Genomic DNA, 18,918 nt, shown 5'->3' with positions numbered 1-18,918 from the left:
ATGACCCATGGTCGAATGAGGGCGCTGTAGCGGCAACGCGGTCAGTTTGTAAGCCGCTGTTCTACGTGGGTTTTTCGTGTCGCGCGCGCGTGGCGGCGGGCAACCTGTTCACGTGACCAGCGTAGCCGAAAAACTCCACGTCGATCCACGACGCCAAGCCAAGTTCCTGTACTGGATGGGTTGGCGTGTGTGCGATATCGCCTCGCTGATCGGCGAGAAGGAAAAGACGGTCCACAGCTGGAAGGCGCGCGACGAATGGGACCGCGCAGACACCGTCGAGCGCATCGGCGGCGCATTGGAGGCACGCCTAGCCATCCTGATCCACAAGGAAGGCAAGACCGGCGGTGACTTCAAAGAGATTGATCTGCTGCACCGCCAGCTGGAACGGCAGGCGCGCATTCAACGGTACCAGGGCGGTGGCAACGAGACCGACCTCAATCCGGCGGTGGCCAACCGCAACGCGTCTCCCAAGAAGAAGGCGCGCAAGAACGAGTTCAGCGAGGAAGAGATCGAGCGCCTGCAGACGGCATTCGTAGATGGCTGTTTCGACTACCAGCGCGATTGGTACCGGGCGGGCAACGAACGCACGCGCATCATCCTGAAATCGCGCCAGATCGGTGCCACCTACTACTTCGCCCGCGAGGCGCTGATCGACGCGCTGACCACCGGTCGGAATCAGATCTTCCTGAGCGCATCCAAGAGCCAGGCGCACATCTTCCTCGGCTACATGCGCGGCTTCGTGCGTGAGGTGCTGGACCGTGACCTGACCGGCGACCCGATCACCCTGGCCAATGGCGCCGAGCTGTTCTTCCTGGGGACCAACGCCCGCACCGCACAGGGCTACCACGGCAATTTCTATTTTGACGAGTTCTTCTGGACATACGGTTTCAACCAGCTGAACAAGGTCGCCAGCGGCATGGCGATGCACAAGAAGTGGCGCAAGACCTACTTCAGCACGCCGTCGACCATGGCGCATGAAGCCTTCGATTTCTGGACCGGTGAGCGCTTCAACAAGGGACGCTCGGTGTCCCAGCAGATCCAGCTGGACGTGAGCCACGCGCGCCTGATGGGTGGCCGGCATTGCGAGGACGCGATCTGGCGCCAGATCGTGACCGTTCTCGATGCGGCCGGCCGTGGCTGTGACCTGTTCGATATCGAGGAACTACGCCGCGACTACAGCGCCGAGGAATTCGCAAATCTGTTGATGTGCGAGTTCGTGGATGACAGCGCCAGCGTGTTCCCGCTAACCATGCTGCAGCCCTGCCAGGTCGATAGCTGGGTCGAGTGGGCGGATGACTACAAGCCGTTTGCCGTCCGTCCCTACGGCGACCGCGCTGTGTGGATCGGCTACGACCCGGCCGAGACCGGCGACAGCGCGGGCATTGTGGTGGTGGCCCCGCCGCTGGTGCCCGGGGGCAAGTTCCGCGTGCTGGAACGGCACCAGTTCAAGGGCATGGAGTTCAAGGACCAGGCCGCGTTCATCGAGCAGATCACCAAGCGCTATTGGGTGACCTACATCGGCGTGGACGCGACCGGCATGGGCACCGGCGTTGCACAGCTGGTGCGCCAGTTCTTCCCCGGCGTGACCGTCTTCAACTACTCGCCCGAGGTGAAAACGCGGCTGGTGCTGAAAGCCTATGACGTAATCAATGACGAACGCCTGGAGTACGACGCCGGCTGGACCGACCTCACGCAATCGCTGCTGGCGATCCAGAAAACCATCACCCCCAGCGGGCGCCAGGTGACCTACACCGCCGGGCGCTCGCGCACCACCGGCCATGCTGACTTGGCCTGGGCACTCATGCATGCGCTGCAGAACGAACCGCTGGAAGGCGGACAGGCTGCGCGCGGCACCATGGAGATTTTCTGATGACCGACACCGACCAGGGCGCCATGGCCGCGCCGCCGGTGAGTATCGAGGCCTTCACCTTTGGCGAGGCCAGCCCTGTGCTGGAATCGCGCGGTTTCCTCGACTACCTCGAATGCTGGCGCAATGGCCGCTACTTCGAGCCGCCGGTCGATCTGCAAGGGCTGTCGCGCACCACGCGCTCCAACCCGTACCTGCACAGCGGCCTGACATTCAAACGCAACATGCTGGTGCGCACGTTCCGACCGCACCGGCTGCTGGGCCGCGAGGCGTTCTCGCAGCTGGCGCTGGACTACACCACCTTCGGCATGGGGTATGTCGAGCGTCGCCGCGCTATGTCAGGAGCCGCGCACAGTCTTGCGGTGCCGCTGGCGCAGTACGTGCGCCGTGGCGTGCAGCCCGGTGAGTTCTTCCAGGTGCGCGCCGGACGGGTAGAGCATGAGTTTCCCGCTGGTGAGGTGTTCCAGCTGCGCGAGGCGGACGCGGATCAGGAAATCTACGGCCTGCCGGAATGGATGCCAGCCGTACAGGCCGCGTTGCTGAATGAGTCGGCCACGCTTTTCCGCCGGAAGTATTACAACAACGGTTCGCACGCCGGCTACATCCTCTACATGACCGATCCCCAACCCGAGGGCATGGACGTGGATGCGTTACGCGACGCACTGCGGCAGTCGCGCGGGCCGGGCAATTTCAAGAACCTGTTCGTTCACTCGCCCAACGGGAAGAAGGACGGCCTGCAGGTGATCCCGGTCAGTGAGGTGGCGGCAAGGGATGAATTCACCGGCATCAAGAGCGTGACCCGCGATGACATGCTGGCCGCGTTACGGGTACCGCCGCAGCTGCTGGGCATCGTGCCCCAGAACAGCGGCGGCTTTGGCTCGATCCGGGACGCAGCGGCGGTGTGGGCGGCGATGGAGCTTGCCCCGCTGCAGACGCGCATGACCGCGATCAACGAGTGGCTGGGGCAGGAAGTGATCCGCTTCGACGTCTTCGAGCTGGGAGCGGCAGCGGCATGAGTCAAGCACGACAGAACCTGCGCTGCGGCGCCTGCGCGCGCCTGTTGGCCAAAGCGGCTGGCGACTACGACCTACAGATGAAGTGCCCCCGGTGTGGGGACATGAACCACATGAAGGCCCAGAGCCTCTCCACGGATCGCCACGAGCGACACCACGAAGAAGGCTCTACCCATGAAGAACGAACTGATCCACGGCGATGCGCTGACCGTCCTGCCGACCCTGCGGGCCAACAGCTTCGACGCGCTCATCACTGATCCCCCGTATGCCAGCGGCGGCACGCACGCCTCCGCCCGCCAGCGTAGCCCGAACGAGAAGTACATGCAGAGCGGTGGCCCGCACCTGCATGCGGACTTCCCCAGCGACGAACGCGACCAGCGATCACATCTGGCATGGATGCACCTGTGGCTTGCGCAGTGCCACCGCGTCCTGCGCGATGGCGCGCCCGTGTTGCTGTTCACCGACTGGAGGCAGCTGCCGCTGACTACCGACGCGCTGCAGTGCGCCGGCTTCATCTGGCGCGGTGTGGCGGTGTGGGACAAGACGGGCGGCGTGCGACCGCAGCGTGGCCGCTTCTCCAACCAGGCCGAGTACGTTGTGTGGGGCAGCAAGGGCGGGATGCCGCTGGGCCGGGCGGCACCCACGCTGCCGGGTGTTTTCCGCGAGGCCGTGCGTAGAGCGGACAAGCACCACCTCACTGGCAAGCCGACCGATCTCATGCGCCAGCTTGTGCGCATCTGTGAGCAGGGCGGCCGCATCCTCGACCCGTTCGCCGGTTCTGGCACCACCCTGGTGGCCGCGGATGCCGAGGGGTACAACTGGACCGGCATCGAGATGACGGCGCACTACCTCGATGTGGCCAAGTCGCGCTTGGCTGCACAGTAATCCATCCGCACCACAGCCCACCACAAGCCGCCTTCGGGCGGCTTTCTTCATTGCCTACGCCAACCTATCCCGCTGGATTTGTGGCCATCGTGCTTGGAATGAGCGGACTCGTTCGGTAAGGCTGGCTTGGAGGGGCTCAATCTCCGCGCGCCTGCCTTCGTCGACGGATAGGTTCAGGCCGACCAGCCCGATCAGGCACGCGACGACTGCGACCCGGTTAACTATGACCGCCATGTCGTCTGGGCCGACCTGCGATTGAAGCGTGTCCCCGCCGTCATACAGGTCAACAACGATGTTGCCGCCATGCACGAGGCCGTGCCAGTCCTTCACCTCAGCGCCCAGGTCATTCAGTAAGCCCGGTTCGTCCGGGCAGATCGTCGGGCCGACAAGACCCGCGATCAGTCGCGGGCTGAAATCTCTTGGGTCTTTCGGATTGCGCCGAGGAAGCTTCCCCTTATGGAGGAATGACGCTACTTCGTCGTCGGTCGCTTCCAATGCGAAGAATGCCGCCCGCAGCCAGACCTCCAGCAAAGGGCGCCACAGGGTGAGCACCACGATGTGCGTGCGCACCGGGTCCGTGCGCAGCAGGTGACAGGCCGACCATGCGATGTCCAGAGCGTAAACCAGCAGGCCACCGGCAGCCATGCGCCGCTCAGTCCGAGGGCCGCCAGCACCATCTGCCATTGCCGCGCGGGTGGCGTCGATGACCTGCTGGGCATCGGCAGCCAAGGCAATCAACGATTCGCGGGGAAGGGAGCGTCGCTGCGAGTCGTGGCGGCGCATCTCTGCGAGCGCGCGGTCCATTGCGTCCTTGAGTAGATCCACGTGCCTTGCTCCTGATCGGGGAAGCAGCATAGCGCCGGGCGGGCGCGACACCGGCTGCCCCAACCACCTTCGGCCGCTGACCTGGGCGCGCGCACTCGTCTCCCCGCCACGCCTGCCCACTTCATAGGGTGCTTTTTCTGCACTCCCCGCAGCAAAGCCCAGCCCCAGCCCTGTCTGGCGTTCTCCGGGGTTTCCAGCCATCGCTTGGCCCTGCGGTTCCCTGCGCGAGAGGGGCGCCTGCGAGGCCCTCTGCGGGCGTTCCTTGGCCCTTCTCGACAGGTCCGATTTTTGAGGTGACCACGGGAAGGAGGTAACCAGGTAACACGCTGCCCCGAACAGGGTCTAAGCCTTTGATTACAAAAGCATAAAGGTGATTACCTTTTGAGGTGATGGGAGGTAATTTTCTGCCGCCTACAAAGTAATGTCATTGATTCATAAGGGATTTTTACTCTGACGATGTTACCTCCCCAAAAGGTAATCGGGTTACTCGAAGGTTACCCTATTGTTACCTTCACAAAGATCGCATAAGTAATTGATTTTAAAAGTTAAATGGCCGAGTTTGATGGGCTGATTACCTTTGTTACCTCTTTCCCGTGGTCACCTCAAAAATTGCACTCTATCGCGCGTAAGGGGCCATCAGCTTCCCTGCCGCCGCACGCGCTCACGCTTGCAACCCGCGCCCTTGTCGCAGCGTTTGCGACGCCCAGCCGTATCCTGCCGGCCATGCCGCTGCCCCCCGACTTCTACTGGACGACGCGCTCTGCCAGCCTCTCGGACGATGCCCCCACGGTCGTCGCTTGCAGCGGCGTATGGGTGGTCGTACTGCTACAACGGGTGAACGATGGGATGTGGATCGCCAGTCTCGACAGGCACCGACATGGTCCCGGCGGGCCGTCCCGCCGGTGTAGCAGTTACGAGCAGGGCCGCGCCGGCGCCGAGATGTGGGTGATCAGGCACGAGACCCGCCTGCGCGAGGATGTTGCCAAGATCGAGGCCTATCGAGAGGCGGTGCGGGCGAACAGGTTGGCCAAGCTGCACATTTCCCCGCCTTTCGATGGGGCTGGGTAGCGCGTGCCATACAGACGAAGTCGAAGGCAGGTCGCGTCTTTCAGAATCGCCGTTTGCTGATACCTTCGCAGGTTGGAACTTGACCAGCGGGGGGACGATGAGCAGCCAGTCGGCATTCTGGACGGCAGACACCATCAGTGCGGCGGGTACAGCATTGTCGGCCCTGCTTGCTGCAGGGGTATTTGCTTATGACCGTGCCTCAGCCTGGTCGCGGAGGCGTTCGGACGCTTCCCGCCTGTCGCAGCTAATTGCTGGCGATCTAGGACTGGAGATAGCGCAGCTTCGTTCAATTAGTGCATTCATTAACGGAAATGCCGAGACGGCCGGCTATTCGAATGGCCTGGGACTTCTAAGTGCCAAACCAGGTGCAGAAGCAGCTCTGCTGGTCTATTTGAAGCAGTTCAATACGGCGCGAATAGATCGAATTTGCGAGACCACGAACGTGTTTGATGCCGGCTTGAGCGACCGACTGTCGCTCATTATTACGTTGAGGGCCGGGGCCTTGATGTCGGTGGAAACAATGGAGTCGATGGAGCCAGATCAAGACAGGGCTGATGTCGCGAAGCATGTATGCCTACAAGTGAACGCCCTACAGCGCACCATGATCGAGGTGTTCAATGCAATCATCGCTTCTCGGGGAGTTCGTTCACTACAGGTCGAGTGCCTGATTTCTTCCTAGCGCTCAACGCTCCTCGTGCTGGGGGCCTCGATTGATCAGACGTAGATCGCCTTCAACTCACGAGCAAGCACACCGAATGCCGCGCTTACCATTCCCTTTGGGAAGGGGATGTAGACGATCCCGCTCAGGTTGGTAGGTACGCTGACGCCTTCCTCATGCAAAATGAATCGCCCAGGGTTCCGTAGACACCTCGCAGCCATAAACTATGGCTTAGGCGGAGGTGGTTATGAGCACGAAGCGGTACACCGATGAGTTCAAGATCGAGGCGGTCCGACAGATCGTTGAGTACGGCCGTCCGGTAGCGGAGGTTGCCGAGCGACTGGGCGTGTCGATCCATAGTCTTTACGGCTGGAAGCGGCAACAAGGCAAAGGCGATGTTGGCCGGCGTGTCGAGCAGGACCAGAACGCGGAAGTGCGCCGCCTCAAGGCTGAGCTACGCAGGGTCACTGAAGAGCGAGACATCCTAAAAAAAGCCGCCGCGTACTTTGCAAAGGGGTAAGAGCAAAGTACGCCTTCATGAAGCAACACGCAGATGAGTTCGGCCTCGCGGCGATGTGTCGGATGCTTGGCGTCCATCGCAGTGGCTACTACGCCTGGCTAAAAGAGCCGGCAAGCGCTCGCGACAAGGACGATCAGCGGTTGCTCGGCCTAATCAAGCACAGCTGGCTGGAAAGCGGCTCTGTGTATGGCCACCGCAAAGTGACCACAGATCTGCGCGAGCTTGGCGAGACGTGTAGTCGTCATCGCGTGGCACGCTTGATGAAGAGCGAGGGGCTGCGGGCAATGGTCGGCTACGGTCGGCGACCACGCCCATTGAGCGGCCCTGTTGGATCAGTCGCCAAGAACGTTCTGGCTCGCGGCTTCAAAGTCAGTGAGCCAAATCGCGCGTGGGTCACGGACATCACCTACATCCGCACGTACGACGGCTTCCTGTACTTGGCGGTAGTGCTTGATCTGTTTTCGCGTCAGGTCGTTGGATGGGCAACCCGACCAACTCAACATACGGACCTGGTTTTGCAGGCGCTATTGGCTGCAGTGTGGCGGCGCAAGCCAAGCCCCGGGCTTCTGCTTCACTCCGACCAGGGAACCCAGTTCACCAGCGAAGACTGGCAGAGCTTCCTGCGCGAGCACGACATCGTGTGCAGCATGAGTCGACGAGGAAACTGCCATGACAACGCAGCGATGGAGAGCTTCTTCCAGCTACTGAAGCGGGAGCGTATTAAGCGGAGGATCTACAGCAATCACGACGAGGCACGGGCCGACGTCTTCCAGTACATCGAGATGTTCTACAACCCAAAACGGCGGCACAGTTCCAACGACGGGCTGTCCCCGGTAGAGTTCGAGAAGCAGTACGCACTAAACGGCTGACGACTGTCTAGAAAACCCTGGGCGATTCAATTCCATGACTACCTGCACCGGCAGTGTGCCCAAACGTGCGATGTCGATTTGGCCCTCCGTACCGAGCTTCGGGCCATTCATGTGACCAGCAGGCGCAGTTATGGGCGACGTCGGCTGGTCAGGGCCTTACGAGCCAGGAATCATCCAGTCGGCCACAAGCGCGTGGCACGGTTAATGGCCGAGGAGCGAATCCAGGGCAAGGCCAAAGGCCGATTCCGACCCAAGTCCTCTGGCGGCTCATCTCAGCTCGCCCCCAACCTGCTGGATCGGCAATTTGCCCCCGGAACCGGACCGACGGCGTGGGTCGGGGATATCACGTATGTCCCTACCCGCCAGGGATGGCTGCATCTGGCCGTGGTCATCAGCGTCCAGACCCGGCAGGTGCTGGGCTACAGCGTTTCCACGCGTCTGACTGAAGAGCTGGTGGTGAAAGCATTTGCCAATGCTTGGGCTCTGCATCCACAACGACCCGGCCTGATCTTCCATTCAGATCGTGGTGGGCAGTACTGGGGAAACGAGTTTCGCCAGCTGCTGCAGTCCCATGGCGTGGTCCAAAGCATGAGCCGGCCTGGCAATTGCTGGGACAACGCGGTGGCCGAGAGCTTCTTTGCGACGCTCAAGACAGAAGAGGCTGCCGAGCCTTACGCCAGTAGAGAACAAGCCAGCCAGTCCATCGCTGCTTACATCCACGGCTTCTACAATCCAGCCCGGCTACACTCGGCGCTGGGCTACCACTCGCCTAACAACTACGCCCGGCAGCTCCGGACTGCCGCCTGAAACGGCTTCATGGCGTCCGTTTTCAGGGGGCCAGATCAAAGCGCCGCTGCAACGATGCGGTGTTGCAGGTGCTATCGACTCCCCGGCGCCCGCTGGCAGCGGGTGCGGGGAAGCGGCGCTCCGCGCACCCGCTTCCGTCGCTGCTGCCCCACGTCACTCACCTTAAAAAAATTACCTTTAAGGTAACAATAATGGTAATTTCAGGTAATTGATCTCATCAGAACCGGCCGTTTCCGGCCGGCCAGGGACGCTGTCAGCCGTAATGCGCGCGCAACAGCCCGGCGTCGTGGAAGGAAATGCCCTCGCGGATGCACTCCTCCGCGCGCTCCATGTCCTTGTGCAACTGGATCAGTGCGTCGTCGGCGAGCTGCTCGATGTTGACCACACCGCAACATGCCTGGTCGATCACATGCTGCATGGGTTCGCCCCAGCGTCGGCGTACGTTGCGGATCATGCGGCAATGCCACTCGCGCATGATCGCGTCCATGCGCCTCTCCCCGCGGACCACATGTGCGTCTCCCGCCACCACCCGCAATGCCGGCGCCGGGGTGCGCTCGCCGCGCAGTTCCTGGGTCCTAGCGGCCAACCGCTGTGCGAGCTCCTCGAGTCGCGTGTGAGTCATCCTTTGCCTCCCTGATCCGTCTTGCCAGAAGCTTCGTCAGGTCGAGCACATTGTCCGGTGCAGAGGGCTGACCGAACTCGTCCACGACCATGAATGCGGTCTCCAGCAGCACGGGATCGTAGATCCATTCCGGTGGATCGCCGACCAGCTCCAGGTAGTGCGAAAGCACCTTGACCGCAGCGCTCATTTTCTCGAAATCCAGTCCCGTAGATTGAGACTGAAGCGACACGTCTCCGTCCTGATCGACGCGATCCAGCGTTCCATGTGGAAGCTGCATCACTGATTCAAGATCGCGCGCAAGCCGATGGCCGATGCTCTTCGGGTTGCTCTCGGAAATCCACTGGCTGACCTGGGGCTGGGCCCAGCGGGTGCCACCGTACAGGCGGGCCCACTCGGCCGGGCCGCCGGCGGCGGCCACGCGGAGGCGCATGTTGAGGGTGCGAGCGGTACTGGCGTCCATCTGTAGATGGTGCGCTGCATTACCAATCCAGCAAATGACCAAAACGGTATTGACTATCCATTACCGTGGCAGTAATGTGTGGCCCATGAACCTCATCGACTACGCCATCTCCCAAGGGGGCTACGGCACCCCCAGCTGTCCCGTCATGCGCCGCCTGGCCCACCAGACCGGTTGCGCGCTGCGGACCCTCTACATGATCGCCCGCGGCCACAAGCTGCCCGGCGCGCGCCTGTGCCGGCGCATCGAGCTGGCCACTGCGGGCGCCGTGCGCCGCGAATCCCTGCGCCCGGATGTGTTCGGTCCGACCCCGTCGCCCGTCAAAGGAGAAGCCACCCATGCAGCTTGATACGTTCGGTGAGTATGTCCGCAGCCGCCTGGAGCACTGGGGCGGCGAATATGCGCTGCATCGCGACTGCGAATACCTCGGCTTCCAGTCGCGCAACCTGCTGGCGGTGCTGATCGAGCATCGTGGTGACATGCCGGGGCGGGCCCAGGGCTACAAGCCTCTGGAAACTGATCAGCTGGCGCAGCAGATCGAAGACATCATCACGGCGGTCGCGCGTGACAACGTGGCGATGGCCTGTGCGCTGCGCGGCTACTACTGCGGGCGTGGCCGACGCAAGGTCGAACGATTCGAAACGGCGAATCTGCTGCTGGCCAACAGCGGGCAGCGGCCGGTATCCAACCGGCATTACCTCAACCTGGTCGAACTTGGCTTCCAGCGCGTACGTGGCTGGATGGAGGGCATCGCCCAGGCCGCATGAGCGGCGGAACCGATCTTCCGCCCGCCTCCCGACCGGAACAACCCTCGTGCCGAGCCGGCAGCGGGGCGGGCACCTCTTCGGGCCACGTCGATGCGACGCGGCCTGCATTCCCTCCAGGACCCATCATGAAAGAAGAAATCATCAGCACGGCCGGCGCGGCGGCCATCAAGTCGGCGCCGCCGGTTACCGTCGCCGGTGCGCTTGCAGCCGGCATCACCCTGGACCGCCTGGTCGTGGTCCTCACCATCATCTACCTGGCGGCGCAGATTGCCTATCTGGGCTGGCGCTGGCTGCGCGAATGGCGCCGCAGGGAGCGCGAATGAGCCGGCCCGGCAGTACATTGCCGGTACGCAGCCTGGTCGCCGCGCTTGCGCTGAGTGCTGCGGGCCTGATCGCCATCGTTGACCGCGAGGGATACACCGACGCCGCAGTGGTGCCCACGCGCAATGACCGACCCACCTATGGCTTCGGCTCGACCGTTCGCGAGGATGGCACGCCGGTGAGGCTGGGCGACCGCACCACGCCGGTACGCGCGCTGCATGCCGTGCAGGCTCATCTGGCCAGGGAGGAAGGGCAGTTCCGCGCGTCGCTGCCCGGTGTGGCGCTCAGCCAGGGCGAGTACGACGTCTATGTCGATTTCCTCTACCAGTACGGCATCGGCAACTGGCGCGCGTCGTCGATGCGCCGGCATCTGCTGCAGGGTGAGTATCACCAGGCCTGCGATGCCTTGCTGCTGTGGAGGCGGGCAGGGGGCTACGACTGTTCAACCCGCATCGACGGCCGCCCCAACACCGTGTGCTGGGGAGTGTGGGAGCGCCAGCAGCAGCGCCATGCGCGTTGCCTGGCGGAGCAGTGACCCATGCCGCGCATGCTGGTGGTGATGGCGTCGCTGGTGCTGTGGTCGTTGCTGATGTTCATGACTGGCTGGCGTTGGCGCGGTGATCGCAGCGACCTCGCGATGGCGCGTGCCGATGCGGAGCAACAGGCCGGCGCGGTGCAGTCCGAACGGCGGTTGCGCCGGGATCAGGAAGAACGGAGCGAGGCGATGGCCTCACTGGGGGAACAACATGAACAGGATCGTGAGCGCGCGGCCGAGGTGGATGCCGATGTGGTGGCTGCCCTGCGCGCTGGCACTCTCCGCCTGCGCGACGACCTCGCCGCGTGCCATACCGGCCGTCTGTCCGAAGCCGCCGCCCGCACCGGCGAACGTGATGCGGGCGCCCAGTTACGAGCAGAGGTTGCGGCAGCGCTTGTTCGAATCGGACGCGATGCCGACGACCAGCTCCGTGCCTGCCAGGCCGTGATCGAACTGGATCGCCGTTGAGGGCGCCGGCGCAGTTATGCTGGCCGTCCTCTCGAAAATGGAAGTTCGCATGCGCGTCGTCGCTCTCTCCGCCCTGATCCTGCTGGCCGCCGCAGGGCCGGGCCTCGCAGCTGTTCCCACCGTGCCGGCAGCACCGCCGGCATCGACCGCTGCGGCCGCACCACTGGTCATCGGCGAGACCTTCACCGTGCAGTCGAAGGCACTGGGCGAGACCCGCCGCATCAATGTCTATCGTCCGCAGCCCTGGGGCCTGGATCCGAAGGCGCCGCTGCCGGTGCTGTACATGGCCGATGGCGGCATCGGCGAGGATTTCCTGCATGTGGCAGGGCTGGTGCAGGTGCTGACCGGCAATGGCAGCATGCGTCCGTTCCTGCTGGTCGGCATCGAGAATACCGAGCGCCGCCGCGACATGACCGGCCCCAGCAGCGACCCGCAGGACCAGAAGATCGCGCCACGCATCGGTGGCTCGGCGGCCTACCGCAGCTTCCTGCGCGATGAACTGATGCCGCAGGTACGCCAGCGCTACCCGACCACAGACGAGCGTGCGCTGATCGGTGAGTCGCTGGCTGGCCTGTTCGTGGTCGAGACGCTGCTGCAGGAGCCGACGCTGTTCAACAGCTATATCGCGCTGGACCCCAGCCTGTGGTGGAACCGTGGTGCGATGCTGGCCAGAGCATCCCGGCAGCTGCCGGCGGTGACGCGTGCACAGCCGCACGTGTTCCTGGCCAGCAGCGGGCAACCGGAACTGGCCGCCTCCACGGCACGACTGGCCGCGCTGCTGCAGCAGGCCTCGCCGTCGCCGCTGGTGAAGTACCTGCCGCTGCCGGAGGAAACCCACGCGACCGTCTACCACCCGGCCGCATTGCAGGCGCTGCGCACACTGTTCCCGGCGCCGCCGCCGGCCTCGCCCTGACCGCGCGTGGCGCGGCGCCGCGCGACGTGTGAGGATGCGGTAGCGACGCCACCCGGGTGCGTCGCCCGCAACGGGAGAGTGTGGATGCAGCGTGTGCGTGGATGGAGTGTGGCGGCCTGCCTGGCCATGGGGGGCTGTGCGATGTCGGTGGCGCCACCGGCAACTCCGGATGAAGCGAAGGAAAGCGCGGCCACCGCCGCGCAGGGCGTGGTGCTGCCGGATACCGAGGCGTTGCGCGTGCACGACCCGGTGGGACGCGATTACCCGATCTGGGTGGCGTTGCCGGCCGACTACGCCGCACATCCGGAAAAGCACTATCCGGTGCTGTACGTGACCGATGCGCTGTACAGCTTCCCGCTGGTGCGCAGCGTGCGCAACCTGGTCGGGCAGAAGGGCGTCAACATCGAGGATTTCATCCTGGTCGGGCTGCCGCCGCAGGAAGGCCTGACCTCCAGGCAGAGCCGCTCGCGGGATTACACGCCGAGCGATCCGGCGCGCACCGATCCGCGTGACTACAGCGACGACGTCAGCTACGGCGGCGCCGCGCATTACCGCGACTTCCTCGCCGAGCGCGTACTGCCGCTGATCGATGCGCGCTACCGCACCGATCCGGCACGGCGAGCCTATGCCGGTCATTCCTATGGCGGCCTGTTCGGCGCCTACGTGCTGACCACGCGCCCGGACATGTTCCGCAGCTACATCCTGTCCAGCCCGTCGCTGTGGTTCGACAACCATCGGGTGCCGCGCATGCTGGCCGAAGCCAAGGCGCCTGCGCAGCCGACCACGGTGGTGCTGTCGATCGGCAGCTTCGAAACGGTCAAGCCGGAGCCGCGCTATTTCACCCGCAACGACATGCTGCGCCACAACGCCGAGTTCGCCGAGCAGCTGCGCAGCAGCGGGCGATCATTGAAGGTGGAGAACATGGTGATCGACGGCGAGGACCATTTCACCGTCTACCCGGACATGATCACCCGCGCGCTGCTGAAGGTGTTCCCGGGTACCGGGCCGTACAGCAGCGGTTGATGAGTGCCTCAGGCCGCCTGTGCGTCCGGCCCGGTCAATACGCCCACATCGGCGTGCCGGAAGCACAGCCGGATGGCGTCGAGCAGCTCGCTCATGTTGTAGGGTTTGGGCAGGAAATGGATGCCGTCGCGGAGCTGCGGCAGCACCTGGTGCTGGTCCATGCCCGACGTCACCAGGATCGGCAGCTGGGGATACAGGCTGCGGACCCGGTTGGCGGCTTCAATGCCACTGATCGCACCCAGATTGACGTCGGTGAACAGCAGGTCGAAACGCTCACCGGCCGCCAGCAGGCCCAGCGCCGCTTCGGCAGAGCTCACGCCCACTACGTGGCAGGCCTGGCTTTCCAGCGCCAGTCGGCTCAGCTCGCGGGTTTCCTCGGCGTCCTCGATGAGCAGGACGCGGGGTTCAACGTGGCGCTTGGACAGCAACATGACGCGACAACTCCGGACAGCAACGGTGAAAAGGCGCGCAAGTATGCGCAAGCCGGTAGTGATCCCGACGTGCACGGCAAGCTAAGCGGGCGTTACAGCCCTCTCTGGCGCCTGAACCGCACGTGCCAGGCCAGCACCGCCACCGCGAGCAGGGCGGTGCCGATGCGCAGGCCGGTGGCCTGCCAACCCAATGCGATGGCGTCATCGAGGCTGAACACATTCCAGGCAAGGTTCATCGAAACATGCAGGATCAGGCCGCACCACAGGGTGTCGCCGTCGAGGTGGTCGAGCCAGGCGAAGATGAAGCCGCCCAGCGCGATCACCGCGCCAATGAACAGTGCGATGCCGCCGCCGTCGAACCCGCCGAAGCCGAGCCAGTGCACCATGCCGAACAGCAGTGCCTGCGGCAGCGCGAGCAACGGCCACGGACCGCGCACGATCTTCACCAGCAGCACGAAGCCGAGGCCACGGAACAGCACTTCCTCGGCCAGCGGGAACAGCGCGGCCAGCATCGTGGCATCCAGCGCAGTCAGTGCCGTGTTCGGAGTTCCGAGCAGCGCCAGTCCCAGCCAGCAGGGCAGGCTGGCCAGCAGCACCCACAACGGGCCGCCCCAGCCGTTTCCGCGCAGTCCCAAGCTGGCCATCAGGCCCATGTCGCGGGGCCGCAGCAGCGCGACCAGCAGCAGTGCCACCAGCACCGCCAGCGCGTTGTCCAACAGGCTGCCGCCATAGGGGATGGGCAGTGCGGGAACCGGTGTGCCGATGGCCGCGGCGATATCCCGCAGGTTCAGGCCAAGGCCGACACCCAGCAGCACCAGCAACAGGCGCGCGGTGGTGGGCAGGCGGGACAACACGGTCATGTACGCATTCCCTGCGGGACAAGGGCGCAGTGTGCCGCGCGGTACGCATGTGGGCACGCGCCGGAAGTCCCTGTGCCATCGGTCACGCGTTGCCGCACAGTCATCGCGGTGCAGGTACAGTCGAAACCAGACCGACAGGAGCAATACCGATGCTGTGCCCCGTGTGCAAGACCCAGACGCTGCAGATGGCCGAACGCCACGGCATCGAGATCGATTACTGCCCAAGTTGCCGCGGCGTGTGGCTGGATCGTGGCGAGCTGGACAAGATCATCGAGCGCGCAGGCGCCGGTGCGGCCGTACCGCCGCCAGCGCCCGTGCTGGCTCAGCCGGCCTCGCCGCCACCGGTGATGCACCGTGATACCCGCCACCTCGGCCAGCGCTACGAGGACAACCGGGGCCAGGGCTACAAGAAAAAGAAGAAGGACAGCTTCCTGTCGGAACTGTTCGATTTCTAGTTTGTAGCGTCGAGCCATGCTCGACTGGATATTGCGGCCCCTGGCCAAGCATGGCTCGACGCTACATGGGCTGCATGATCACGGCCGCCGCAGGATGAACTCGCGGTCGTGGGTATCACCGACGATGAAGTCGTACTCGCCGACCTTGCTGCAGCCATAGCGCGCGTAGAAGCGCTGCGCGCCGAAGTTTTCTTCCCATACGCCCACCCACAGGGTGCGGCGCTGCGGCTGGTCCAGCCAGGCCATGAACGCGTCCATCAGGCGTGCACCATGGCCGCCGTTCTGGTGTGCGGCCAGGATGTAGAACCGCTTCAGTTCGATGTCGCCCTCGCGTGCATCGGCATGCGGCAGGGTGTTGGCACCGGCGGCCAGGTAGCCGACCACGGCGTCGCCGTCCATCAGCAGCCAGATGGCGCTGCGCGGGTCGGACAGTTCGCTGCGCTGCGGTTCGCTGCTGTAGTGCGCCTGCAGGAAATCATGCAGCTCCTGCGGCGGATAGGAATCGCCCCAGGTTTCGTTGTAGGTGGCGATCGCGATCGCCGACAGGGCGTCGACATCGGCAAGGGTGGCGCGGCGGATCTGCAACGACATGGTGGTGCCTGTACTGGAGCGTGGCGCAGTGTAGCCGGCCCCGGCGGCTGCCGGGGCTGGCCATTGCTCACGAACCGCTGCTCAGAACCACATGCGTACGCCGGCGACCCAGCGCGTGTCGCGCGCGTGGTCACCGGCATAGTCGGCGGTGTCGCCAAACGTGCGCTCGTGGCTGATGCCGATGTATGGCGCGAAACGGCGGCTGAACTCATAGCGCAGGCGTAGCCCGGCTTCGACCTTGTTCAGTCCGCGACCAATGCCGTACTCCGGTTCATCCTTGGCCGCGATGGTGGCTTCCAGCAGCGGCTGCAGGATCAGGCGGTTGGTCAGCAGCACGTCGTACTCGACCTCGGCCTTGGCCAGCACTTGGCCGCCGGAACCCATATACAGCGTGGCCGAGCTCTCGAACTTGTACGGTGCCAGCCCCTGGATGCCGATGGCCGCCCACGTGCGCGAGTCGGCCGGGCGGAAGTCCTGGCGCACGCCGACCAGCACGTCCCACCACGGCGACACGCTGCGGCCATACAGTGCTTCCAGCGACGATGACTCGGTGCGGCCGCGGCTGCGTTCGCCATCGGTGCGCAGCCACAGGCGGTTGATGTTGCCACCGATCCAGCCGGTGGCCTCCCAGGCCTGGCCGTTGCTGCTCTTGCCGTCCCAATGTTCGAGGCGGTCGATCAGCAGCAGGCTGTTGATCTCCGGCGCATGCTCCATCGCGCCGTGCGCGATCGGTGGGAATGCAGCGGCACGATCGGCATCGGACGGCACCGGGATGGGGTCGCGCGGTTCGGTGGGCGCGGGCGTGGCATGGCCCATTGCCCCGTGGTCCATCTGCGAATGGTCCATCGCCGCCGGTTGCATCGCGTCATGGTCCATCTTCGAGTGATCCATGCCGGCATGATCTGTGGCGCCCGAATCCATCTTCGAATGATCCATCTTCGAGTGATCGACCTGTTCGACCGGCGCGTTGGCGGTCTTTGCGGGCGGATCCATCGCGGCCATGTCATGCCCGGCGTGCGACTGCGCGAACACCGGCGATGCGGCGGCCAGGCCCACGGCCAGCAGGCTGGGGGAAAGCAGTGAGCGGCTCATTCTTCGATCCTCACTTCGCGCATCATGCCCGCTTCCATGTGGTACAGCAGATGGCAGTGGTAGGCCCAGCGGCCGAGCGCATCGGCGCGCACGCGGTAGCTGCGGCGGGTGCCGGGCGGCATGTCGATGGTGTGCTTGCGCACCTGGAATTCCTCCTGCGCGTTCTCCAGATCGCTCCACACGCCATGCAGGTGGATCGGGTGCTGCATCATGGTGTCGTTGACCAGCACGATGCGCATGCGCTCGCCGTAGTTCAGCCGCAGCGGTTCGGCGCTGGCGAACGGAATGCCATCGAACGACCAGGAGAATTTCTCCATGTGCCCGGTCAGGTGCAGTTCGATCTCACGGCTGGGCTCGCGGCCATCGGGGTCCTCGAACAGGCTGCGCATCGCGCCATAGGTCAGCACCTGGCGGCCGTTGTCGCGCAGGCCGATGCCGGGGTCGTCCAGCTTCGGTTCGGTCGCCGAGCTCTGCATGTCCACCAGCGGGTTGTTGCGCTCGCTGGGCGGGTGCTTTGGCGCCTTGCTGGCGGCATCACCGCCGCCATGCGCACCGTGGCCCATGCTGGCGCCGCAGCCGCCTTCCATGCCCTTCATCGCGGTCATGTCGTGCCCGCCATGACCGCCACCGCCCATGTCATGCCCCATGTCGCTCATGGTCAGCAACGGGCGCGGGTCGCGTGCAGGGATCGGCGCCTGCAGGCCATGGCGTACCGCCAGCGTGCCGGCGGCGAAGCCGGTGCGGCCCATGTCCTGGCAGAAGATGGTAAACGCGTCCTGGCCGGTGGGCTCGACCAGCACATCGTAGGTTTCGGCCGGCGCGATGCGGAACTCATCGATGCTGACCGGATGGATGTACTGGCCATCGGCGGCGACCACGGTCATCTTCAGGCCGGGAATGCGCACATCGAAGTAGGTCATCGAGGCGCCATTGATGAAACGCAGCAGCACCTTCTCGCCGCTGCGGAACAGCCCGGTCCAGTTGCCGGCCGGGGCGGTGCCGTTCATCAGGTAGGTGTAGGTGTGGGCGTTGATGTCGGAGATGTCGGTCGGCGTCATCCGCATCCGCCCCCACATGCCACGGTCGGACAGCGCGGCTGACCAGCCCCCGCGCTTCACGTCACGCAGGAAGTCGGGCAGGGTGCGCTTGTAGTAGTTGTCATGCTCGGCGAGCTTCTTCATGCGCCGGAACAGCGCACCCGGATCCATGTCGGTCCAGTCGGACAGCATGATCACGTGCTCGCGGTCGTGCCGGTACGGCGCCGGTTCGGCCGGATCGATGATCAGCGCGCCGTACAGGCCGGCCTGCTCCTGGAACATCGAGTGGCTGTGGTACCAGTAGGTACCCGACTGCTTCAGCTGGAAGTGGTAGTGGTAGGTCTCGCCGGGGCCGATGCCGTTGAAGCTCAGGCCGGGCACGCCGTCCATGTTGGCCGGCAGCAGGATGCCGTGCCAGTGGATCGAGGTCGGGTGGCGTTCCAGCGTGTTGCGCACGAACAGGTCCACGGTCTGGCCTTCGCGCCAGCGCAGGATCGGCGCCGGCAGCGATCCATTGACGGTGATCGCCGGGCGGGTGCGGCCGGTGAAGTTGGCCAGTGATTCGCCGATGGCCAGTTCGATGCGGGTGTCGCTGAGCACGGCTGGGGCGCCGGCCAGGCGCGGGGTGGCCGTGGCGGCGGCGAGCGCGCGCTGTGGTACGCCGACGGCGGCGATGCCGGCAACCACGCCGCCGGCGGCCAGGCCCTGCACGAACAGGCGGCGCGACGGCATGGGCACGGCGCCCGGACCGGGGGGAATGCGGGTATTCATGGTGGTGACTCCAGACACGTAAAGACGCCGGCAGGTGGCCGGCTACGGTGCGCAGGGCGCACG

At 64.6% G+C, this 18,918-nt stretch carries 24 protein-coding genes; 16 read left to right on the top strand and 8 right to left on the bottom strand.

Going from position 1 to position 18,918, the window contains the following annotated elements; all coding sequences use genetic code 11:
• The first annotated feature begins 112 nt into the window (after positions 1-112).
• Genes ACT6SE_RS16200 through ACT6SE_RS16185 form a run of 4 tightly spaced genes read left to right on the top strand, consistent with a single transcriptional unit; the run spans position 113 to position 3,765 of the window.
• Complete coding sequence (locus ACT6SE_RS16200) at positions 113-1,870, top strand: terminase ATPase subunit family protein (RefSeq protein ID WP_444811026.1); 1,758 nt, start codon at positions 113-115, stop codon at positions 1,868-1,870.
• Positions 1,870-2,883 carry a phage portal protein gene (locus tag ACT6SE_RS16195; protein ID WP_049405093.1) on the top strand — a complete coding sequence of 338 codons (1,014 nt, stop codon included), beginning with the start codon at positions 1,870-1,872 and terminating at the stop codon, positions 2,881-2,883. Before ACT6SE_RS16200 ends, ACT6SE_RS16195 begins: the two co-directional genes overlap by 1 nt.
• Positions 2,880-3,137 carry a Com family DNA-binding transcriptional regulator gene (locus ACT6SE_RS16190; protein WP_080354499.1) on the top strand — a complete coding sequence of 86 codons (258 nt, stop codon included), beginning with the start codon at positions 2,880-2,882 and terminating at the stop codon, positions 3,135-3,137. The genes ACT6SE_RS16195 and ACT6SE_RS16190 overlap by 4 nt, the downstream gene beginning before the upstream one ends.
• Positions 3,055-3,765, top strand: coding sequence for a DNA-methyltransferase (locus tag ACT6SE_RS16185; protein ID WP_130767833.1), 711 nt, complete (start codon positions 3,055-3,057; stop codon positions 3,763-3,765). The genes ACT6SE_RS16190 and ACT6SE_RS16185 overlap by 83 nt, the downstream gene beginning before the upstream one ends.
• 54 nt (positions 3,766-3,819) lie before the next feature.
• Here the strand turns inward: ACT6SE_RS16185 and ACT6SE_RS16180 are convergent, their stop codons facing one another.
• Complete coding sequence (locus tag ACT6SE_RS16180; RefSeq protein WP_130767834.1) at positions 3,820-4,590, bottom strand: hypothetical protein; 771 nt, start codon at positions 4,588-4,590, stop codon at positions 3,820-3,822.
• A 549-nt stretch (positions 4,591-5,139) separates the two neighbouring features.
• Here ACT6SE_RS16180 and ACT6SE_RS16175 point away from each other — a divergent pair.
• The 4 genes from ACT6SE_RS16175 (at position 5,140) to ACT6SE_RS16160 (ending at position 8,512) form a co-directional block, all read left to right on the top strand.
• Complete coding sequence (locus ACT6SE_RS16175; protein WP_444811025.1) at positions 5,140-5,658, top strand: hypothetical protein; 519 nt, start codon at positions 5,140-5,142, stop codon at positions 5,656-5,658.
• A gap of 97 nt (positions 5,659-5,755) precedes the next feature.
• Entirely contained in the window at positions 5,756-6,337 is a 582-nt protein-coding gene (locus ACT6SE_RS16170) for a hypothetical protein (protein ID WP_148277529.1), read from the top strand.
• Positions 6,338-6,563: 226 nt separating this feature from the next.
• A protein-coding gene (locus ACT6SE_RS16165; protein ID WP_087944428.1) for an IS3-like element ISStma9 family transposase occupies positions 6,564-7,705 on the top strand; the annotation gives its coding sequence in 2 pieces (ribosomal slippage) (positions 6,564-6,801 and positions 6,801-7,705; 1,143 coding nt in all).
• 3 nt (positions 7,706-7,708) lie between these two features.
• Positions 7,709-8,512: an IS3 family transposase gene (locus ACT6SE_RS16160; protein ID WP_444811164.1), complete on the top strand. Its 804-nt coding sequence runs from the start codon at positions 7,709-7,711 to the stop codon at positions 8,510-8,512.
• A gap of 253 nt (positions 8,513-8,765) precedes the next feature.
• Here the strand turns inward: ACT6SE_RS16160 and ACT6SE_RS16155 are convergent, their stop codons facing one another.
• Entirely contained in the window at positions 8,766-8,999 is a 234-nt protein-coding gene (locus ACT6SE_RS16155; RefSeq protein ID WP_032958956.1) for a hypothetical protein, read from the bottom strand.
• Between the two features lie 88 nt (positions 9,000-9,087).
• Positions 9,088-9,594, bottom strand: coding sequence for a hypothetical protein (locus ACT6SE_RS16150; protein ID WP_041863715.1), 507 nt, complete (start codon positions 9,592-9,594; stop codon positions 9,088-9,090).
• 85 nt (positions 9,595-9,679) lie between these two features.
• Here ACT6SE_RS16150 and ACT6SE_RS16145 point away from each other — a divergent pair, with 85 nt between their 5' ends.
• The 7 genes from ACT6SE_RS16145 (at position 9,680) to ACT6SE_RS16115 (ending at position 13,618) form a co-directional block, all read left to right on the top strand.
• Positions 9,680-9,940, top strand: coding sequence for a YdaS family helix-turn-helix protein (locus tag ACT6SE_RS16145; protein ID WP_046432091.1), 261 nt, complete (start codon positions 9,680-9,682; stop codon positions 9,938-9,940).
• Positions 9,930-10,358 carry a hypothetical protein gene (locus ACT6SE_RS16140; protein WP_014038211.1) on the top strand — a complete coding sequence of 143 codons (429 nt, stop codon included), beginning with the start codon at positions 9,930-9,932 and terminating at the stop codon, positions 10,356-10,358. Before ACT6SE_RS16145 ends, ACT6SE_RS16140 begins: the two co-directional genes overlap by 11 nt.
• 125 nt (positions 10,359-10,483) lie before the next feature.
• Positions 10,484-10,681, top strand: a complete 198-nt coding sequence (locus ACT6SE_RS16135) for a hypothetical protein (protein WP_014038210.1) — start codon at positions 10,484-10,486, stop codon at positions 10,679-10,681.
• Positions 10,678-11,214: a glycoside hydrolase family protein gene (locus tag ACT6SE_RS16130; RefSeq protein WP_014648117.1), complete on the top strand. Its 537-nt coding sequence runs from the start codon at positions 10,678-10,680 to the stop codon at positions 11,212-11,214. Before ACT6SE_RS16135 ends, ACT6SE_RS16130 begins: the two co-directional genes overlap by 4 nt.
• A gap of 3 nt (positions 11,215-11,217) precedes the next feature.
• Positions 11,218-11,682, top strand: a complete 465-nt coding sequence (locus tag ACT6SE_RS16125) for a lysozyme (protein ID WP_046432087.1) — start codon at positions 11,218-11,220, stop codon at positions 11,680-11,682.
• Positions 11,683-11,731: 49 nt separating this feature from the next.
• Positions 11,732-12,595 carry an alpha/beta hydrolase gene (locus ACT6SE_RS16120; protein ID WP_046432085.1) on the top strand — a complete coding sequence of 288 codons (864 nt, stop codon included), beginning with the start codon at positions 11,732-11,734 and terminating at the stop codon, positions 12,593-12,595.
• An 84-nt stretch (positions 12,596-12,679) separates the two neighbouring features.
• Entirely contained in the window at positions 12,680-13,618 is a 939-nt protein-coding gene (locus ACT6SE_RS16115) for an alpha/beta hydrolase (RefSeq protein WP_046432083.1), read from the top strand.
• A gap of 8 nt (positions 13,619-13,626) precedes the next feature.
• On the opposite strand, the gene ACT6SE_RS16110 is transcribed toward ACT6SE_RS16115, so the two are convergent.
• Together ACT6SE_RS16110 and ACT6SE_RS16105 are read right to left on the bottom strand one after the other, a co-directional pair.
• Complete coding sequence (locus ACT6SE_RS16110) at positions 13,627-14,049, bottom strand: response regulator (protein ID WP_014648113.1); 423 nt, start codon at positions 14,047-14,049, stop codon at positions 13,627-13,629.
• A gap of 92 nt (positions 14,050-14,141) precedes the next feature.
• Positions 14,142-14,909, bottom strand: a complete 768-nt coding sequence (locus tag ACT6SE_RS16105) for a CPBP family glutamic-type intramembrane protease (protein WP_046432082.1) — start codon at positions 14,907-14,909, stop codon at positions 14,142-14,144.
• A 149-nt stretch (positions 14,910-15,058) separates the two neighbouring features.
• Here ACT6SE_RS16105 and ACT6SE_RS16100 point away from each other — a divergent pair, with 149 nt between their 5' ends.
• Complete coding sequence (locus ACT6SE_RS16100; RefSeq protein ID WP_046432080.1) at positions 15,059-15,364, top strand: TFIIB-type zinc ribbon-containing protein; 306 nt, start codon at positions 15,059-15,061, stop codon at positions 15,362-15,364.
• A 78-nt stretch (positions 15,365-15,442) separates the two neighbouring features.
• Here ACT6SE_RS16100 and ACT6SE_RS16095 read toward each other — a convergent pair whose 3' ends face one another.
• From ACT6SE_RS16095 to ACT6SE_RS16085, 3 genes are all read right to left on the bottom strand, one after another.
• Positions 15,443-15,955 (bottom strand): GNAT family N-acetyltransferase, encoded by a 513-nt coding sequence (locus tag ACT6SE_RS16095; protein ID WP_046432078.1) that lies wholly within the window; start codon positions 15,953-15,955, stop codon positions 15,443-15,445.
• An 81-nt stretch (positions 15,956-16,036) separates the two neighbouring features.
• Entirely contained in the window at positions 16,037-17,047 is a 1,011-nt protein-coding gene (locus ACT6SE_RS16090) for a copper resistance protein B (protein WP_046432076.1), read from the bottom strand.
• Positions 17,044-18,855 (bottom strand): copper resistance system multicopper oxidase, encoded by a 1,812-nt coding sequence (locus ACT6SE_RS16085; RefSeq protein WP_046432074.1) that lies wholly within the window; start codon positions 18,853-18,855, stop codon positions 17,044-17,046. Before ACT6SE_RS16085 ends, ACT6SE_RS16090 begins: the two co-directional genes overlap by 4 nt.
• Positions 18,856-18,918 lie beyond the last annotated feature (63 nt).

Source organism: Stenotrophomonas sp. LC732, assembly GCF_052446685.1.
GTDB classification, from domain to species: Bacteria; Pseudomonadota; Gammaproteobacteria; order Xanthomonadales; family Xanthomonadaceae; genus Stenotrophomonas; species Stenotrophomonas muris.
Note: the sequence above shows the minus strand (reverse complement) of the source record. Positions and strands in the feature narration are given on the sequence as shown.

What these genes read in the sequence shown, in the direction of transcription:
- ACT6SE_RS16135 (WP_014038210.1), top strand. Translation starts at nt 10,484, where the DNA reads ATGAAAGAAGAAATCATCAGCACGGCCGGCGCGGCGGCCATCAAGTCG.
- ACT6SE_RS16090 (WP_046432076.1), bottom strand. Translation starts at nt 17,047, where the DNA reads ATGAGCCGCTCACTGCTTTCCCCCAGCCTGCTGGCCGTGGGCCTGGCC.
- ACT6SE_RS16145 (WP_046432091.1), top strand. Translation starts at nt 9,680, where the DNA reads ATGAACCTCATCGACTACGCCATCTCCCAAGGGGGCTACGGCACCCCC.
- ACT6SE_RS16120 (WP_046432085.1), top strand. Translation starts at nt 11,732, where the DNA reads ATGCGCGTCGTCGCTCTCTCCGCCCTGATCCTGCTGGCCGCCGCAGGG.
- ACT6SE_RS16150 (WP_041863715.1), bottom strand. Translation starts at nt 9,594, where the DNA reads ATGGACGCCAGTACCGCTCGCACCCTCAACATGCGCCTCCGCGTGGCC.
- ACT6SE_RS16195 (WP_049405093.1), top strand. Translation starts at nt 1,870, where the DNA reads ATGACCGACACCGACCAGGGCGCCATGGCCGCGCCGCCGGTGAGTATC.
- ACT6SE_RS16175 (WP_444811025.1), top strand. Translation starts at nt 5,140, where the DNA reads ATGGCCGAGTTTGATGGGCTGATTACCTTTGTTACCTCTTTCCCGTGG.
- ACT6SE_RS16085 (WP_046432074.1), bottom strand. Translation starts at nt 18,855, where the DNA reads ATGAATACCCGCATTCCCCCCGGTCCGGGCGCCGTGCCCATGCCGTCG.
- ACT6SE_RS16115 (WP_046432083.1), top strand. Translation starts at nt 12,680, where the DNA reads ATGCAGCGTGTGCGTGGATGGAGTGTGGCGGCCTGCCTGGCCATGGGG.
- ACT6SE_RS16100 (WP_046432080.1), top strand. Translation starts at nt 15,059, where the DNA reads ATGCTGTGCCCCGTGTGCAAGACCCAGACGCTGCAGATGGCCGAACGC.
- ACT6SE_RS16095 (WP_046432078.1), bottom strand. Translation starts at nt 15,955, where the DNA reads ATGTCGTTGCAGATCCGCCGCGCCACCCTTGCCGATGTCGACGCCCTG.
- ACT6SE_RS16170 (WP_148277529.1), top strand. Translation starts at nt 5,756, where the DNA reads ATGAGCAGCCAGTCGGCATTCTGGACGGCAGACACCATCAGTGCGGCG.
- ACT6SE_RS16140 (WP_014038211.1), top strand. Translation starts at nt 9,930, where the DNA reads ATGCAGCTTGATACGTTCGGTGAGTATGTCCGCAGCCGCCTGGAGCAC.
- ACT6SE_RS16190 (WP_080354499.1), top strand. Translation starts at nt 2,880, where the DNA reads ATGAGTCAAGCACGACAGAACCTGCGCTGCGGCGCCTGCGCGCGCCTG.
- ACT6SE_RS16185 (WP_130767833.1), top strand. Translation starts at nt 3,055, where the DNA reads ATGAAGAACGAACTGATCCACGGCGATGCGCTGACCGTCCTGCCGACC.
- ACT6SE_RS16130 (WP_014648117.1), top strand. Translation starts at nt 10,678, where the DNA reads ATGAGCCGGCCCGGCAGTACATTGCCGGTACGCAGCCTGGTCGCCGCG.
- ACT6SE_RS16125 (WP_046432087.1), top strand. Translation starts at nt 11,218, where the DNA reads ATGCCGCGCATGCTGGTGGTGATGGCGTCGCTGGTGCTGTGGTCGTTG.
- ACT6SE_RS16105 (WP_046432082.1), bottom strand. Translation starts at nt 14,909, where the DNA reads ATGACCGTGTTGTCCCGCCTGCCCACCACCGCGCGCCTGTTGCTGGTG.
- ACT6SE_RS16110 (WP_014648113.1), bottom strand. Translation starts at nt 14,049, where the DNA reads ATGTTGCTGTCCAAGCGCCACGTTGAACCCCGCGTCCTGCTCATCGAG.
- ACT6SE_RS16155 (WP_032958956.1), bottom strand. Translation starts at nt 8,999, where the DNA reads ATGGACGCGATCATGCGCGAGTGGCATTGCCGCATGATCCGCAACGTA.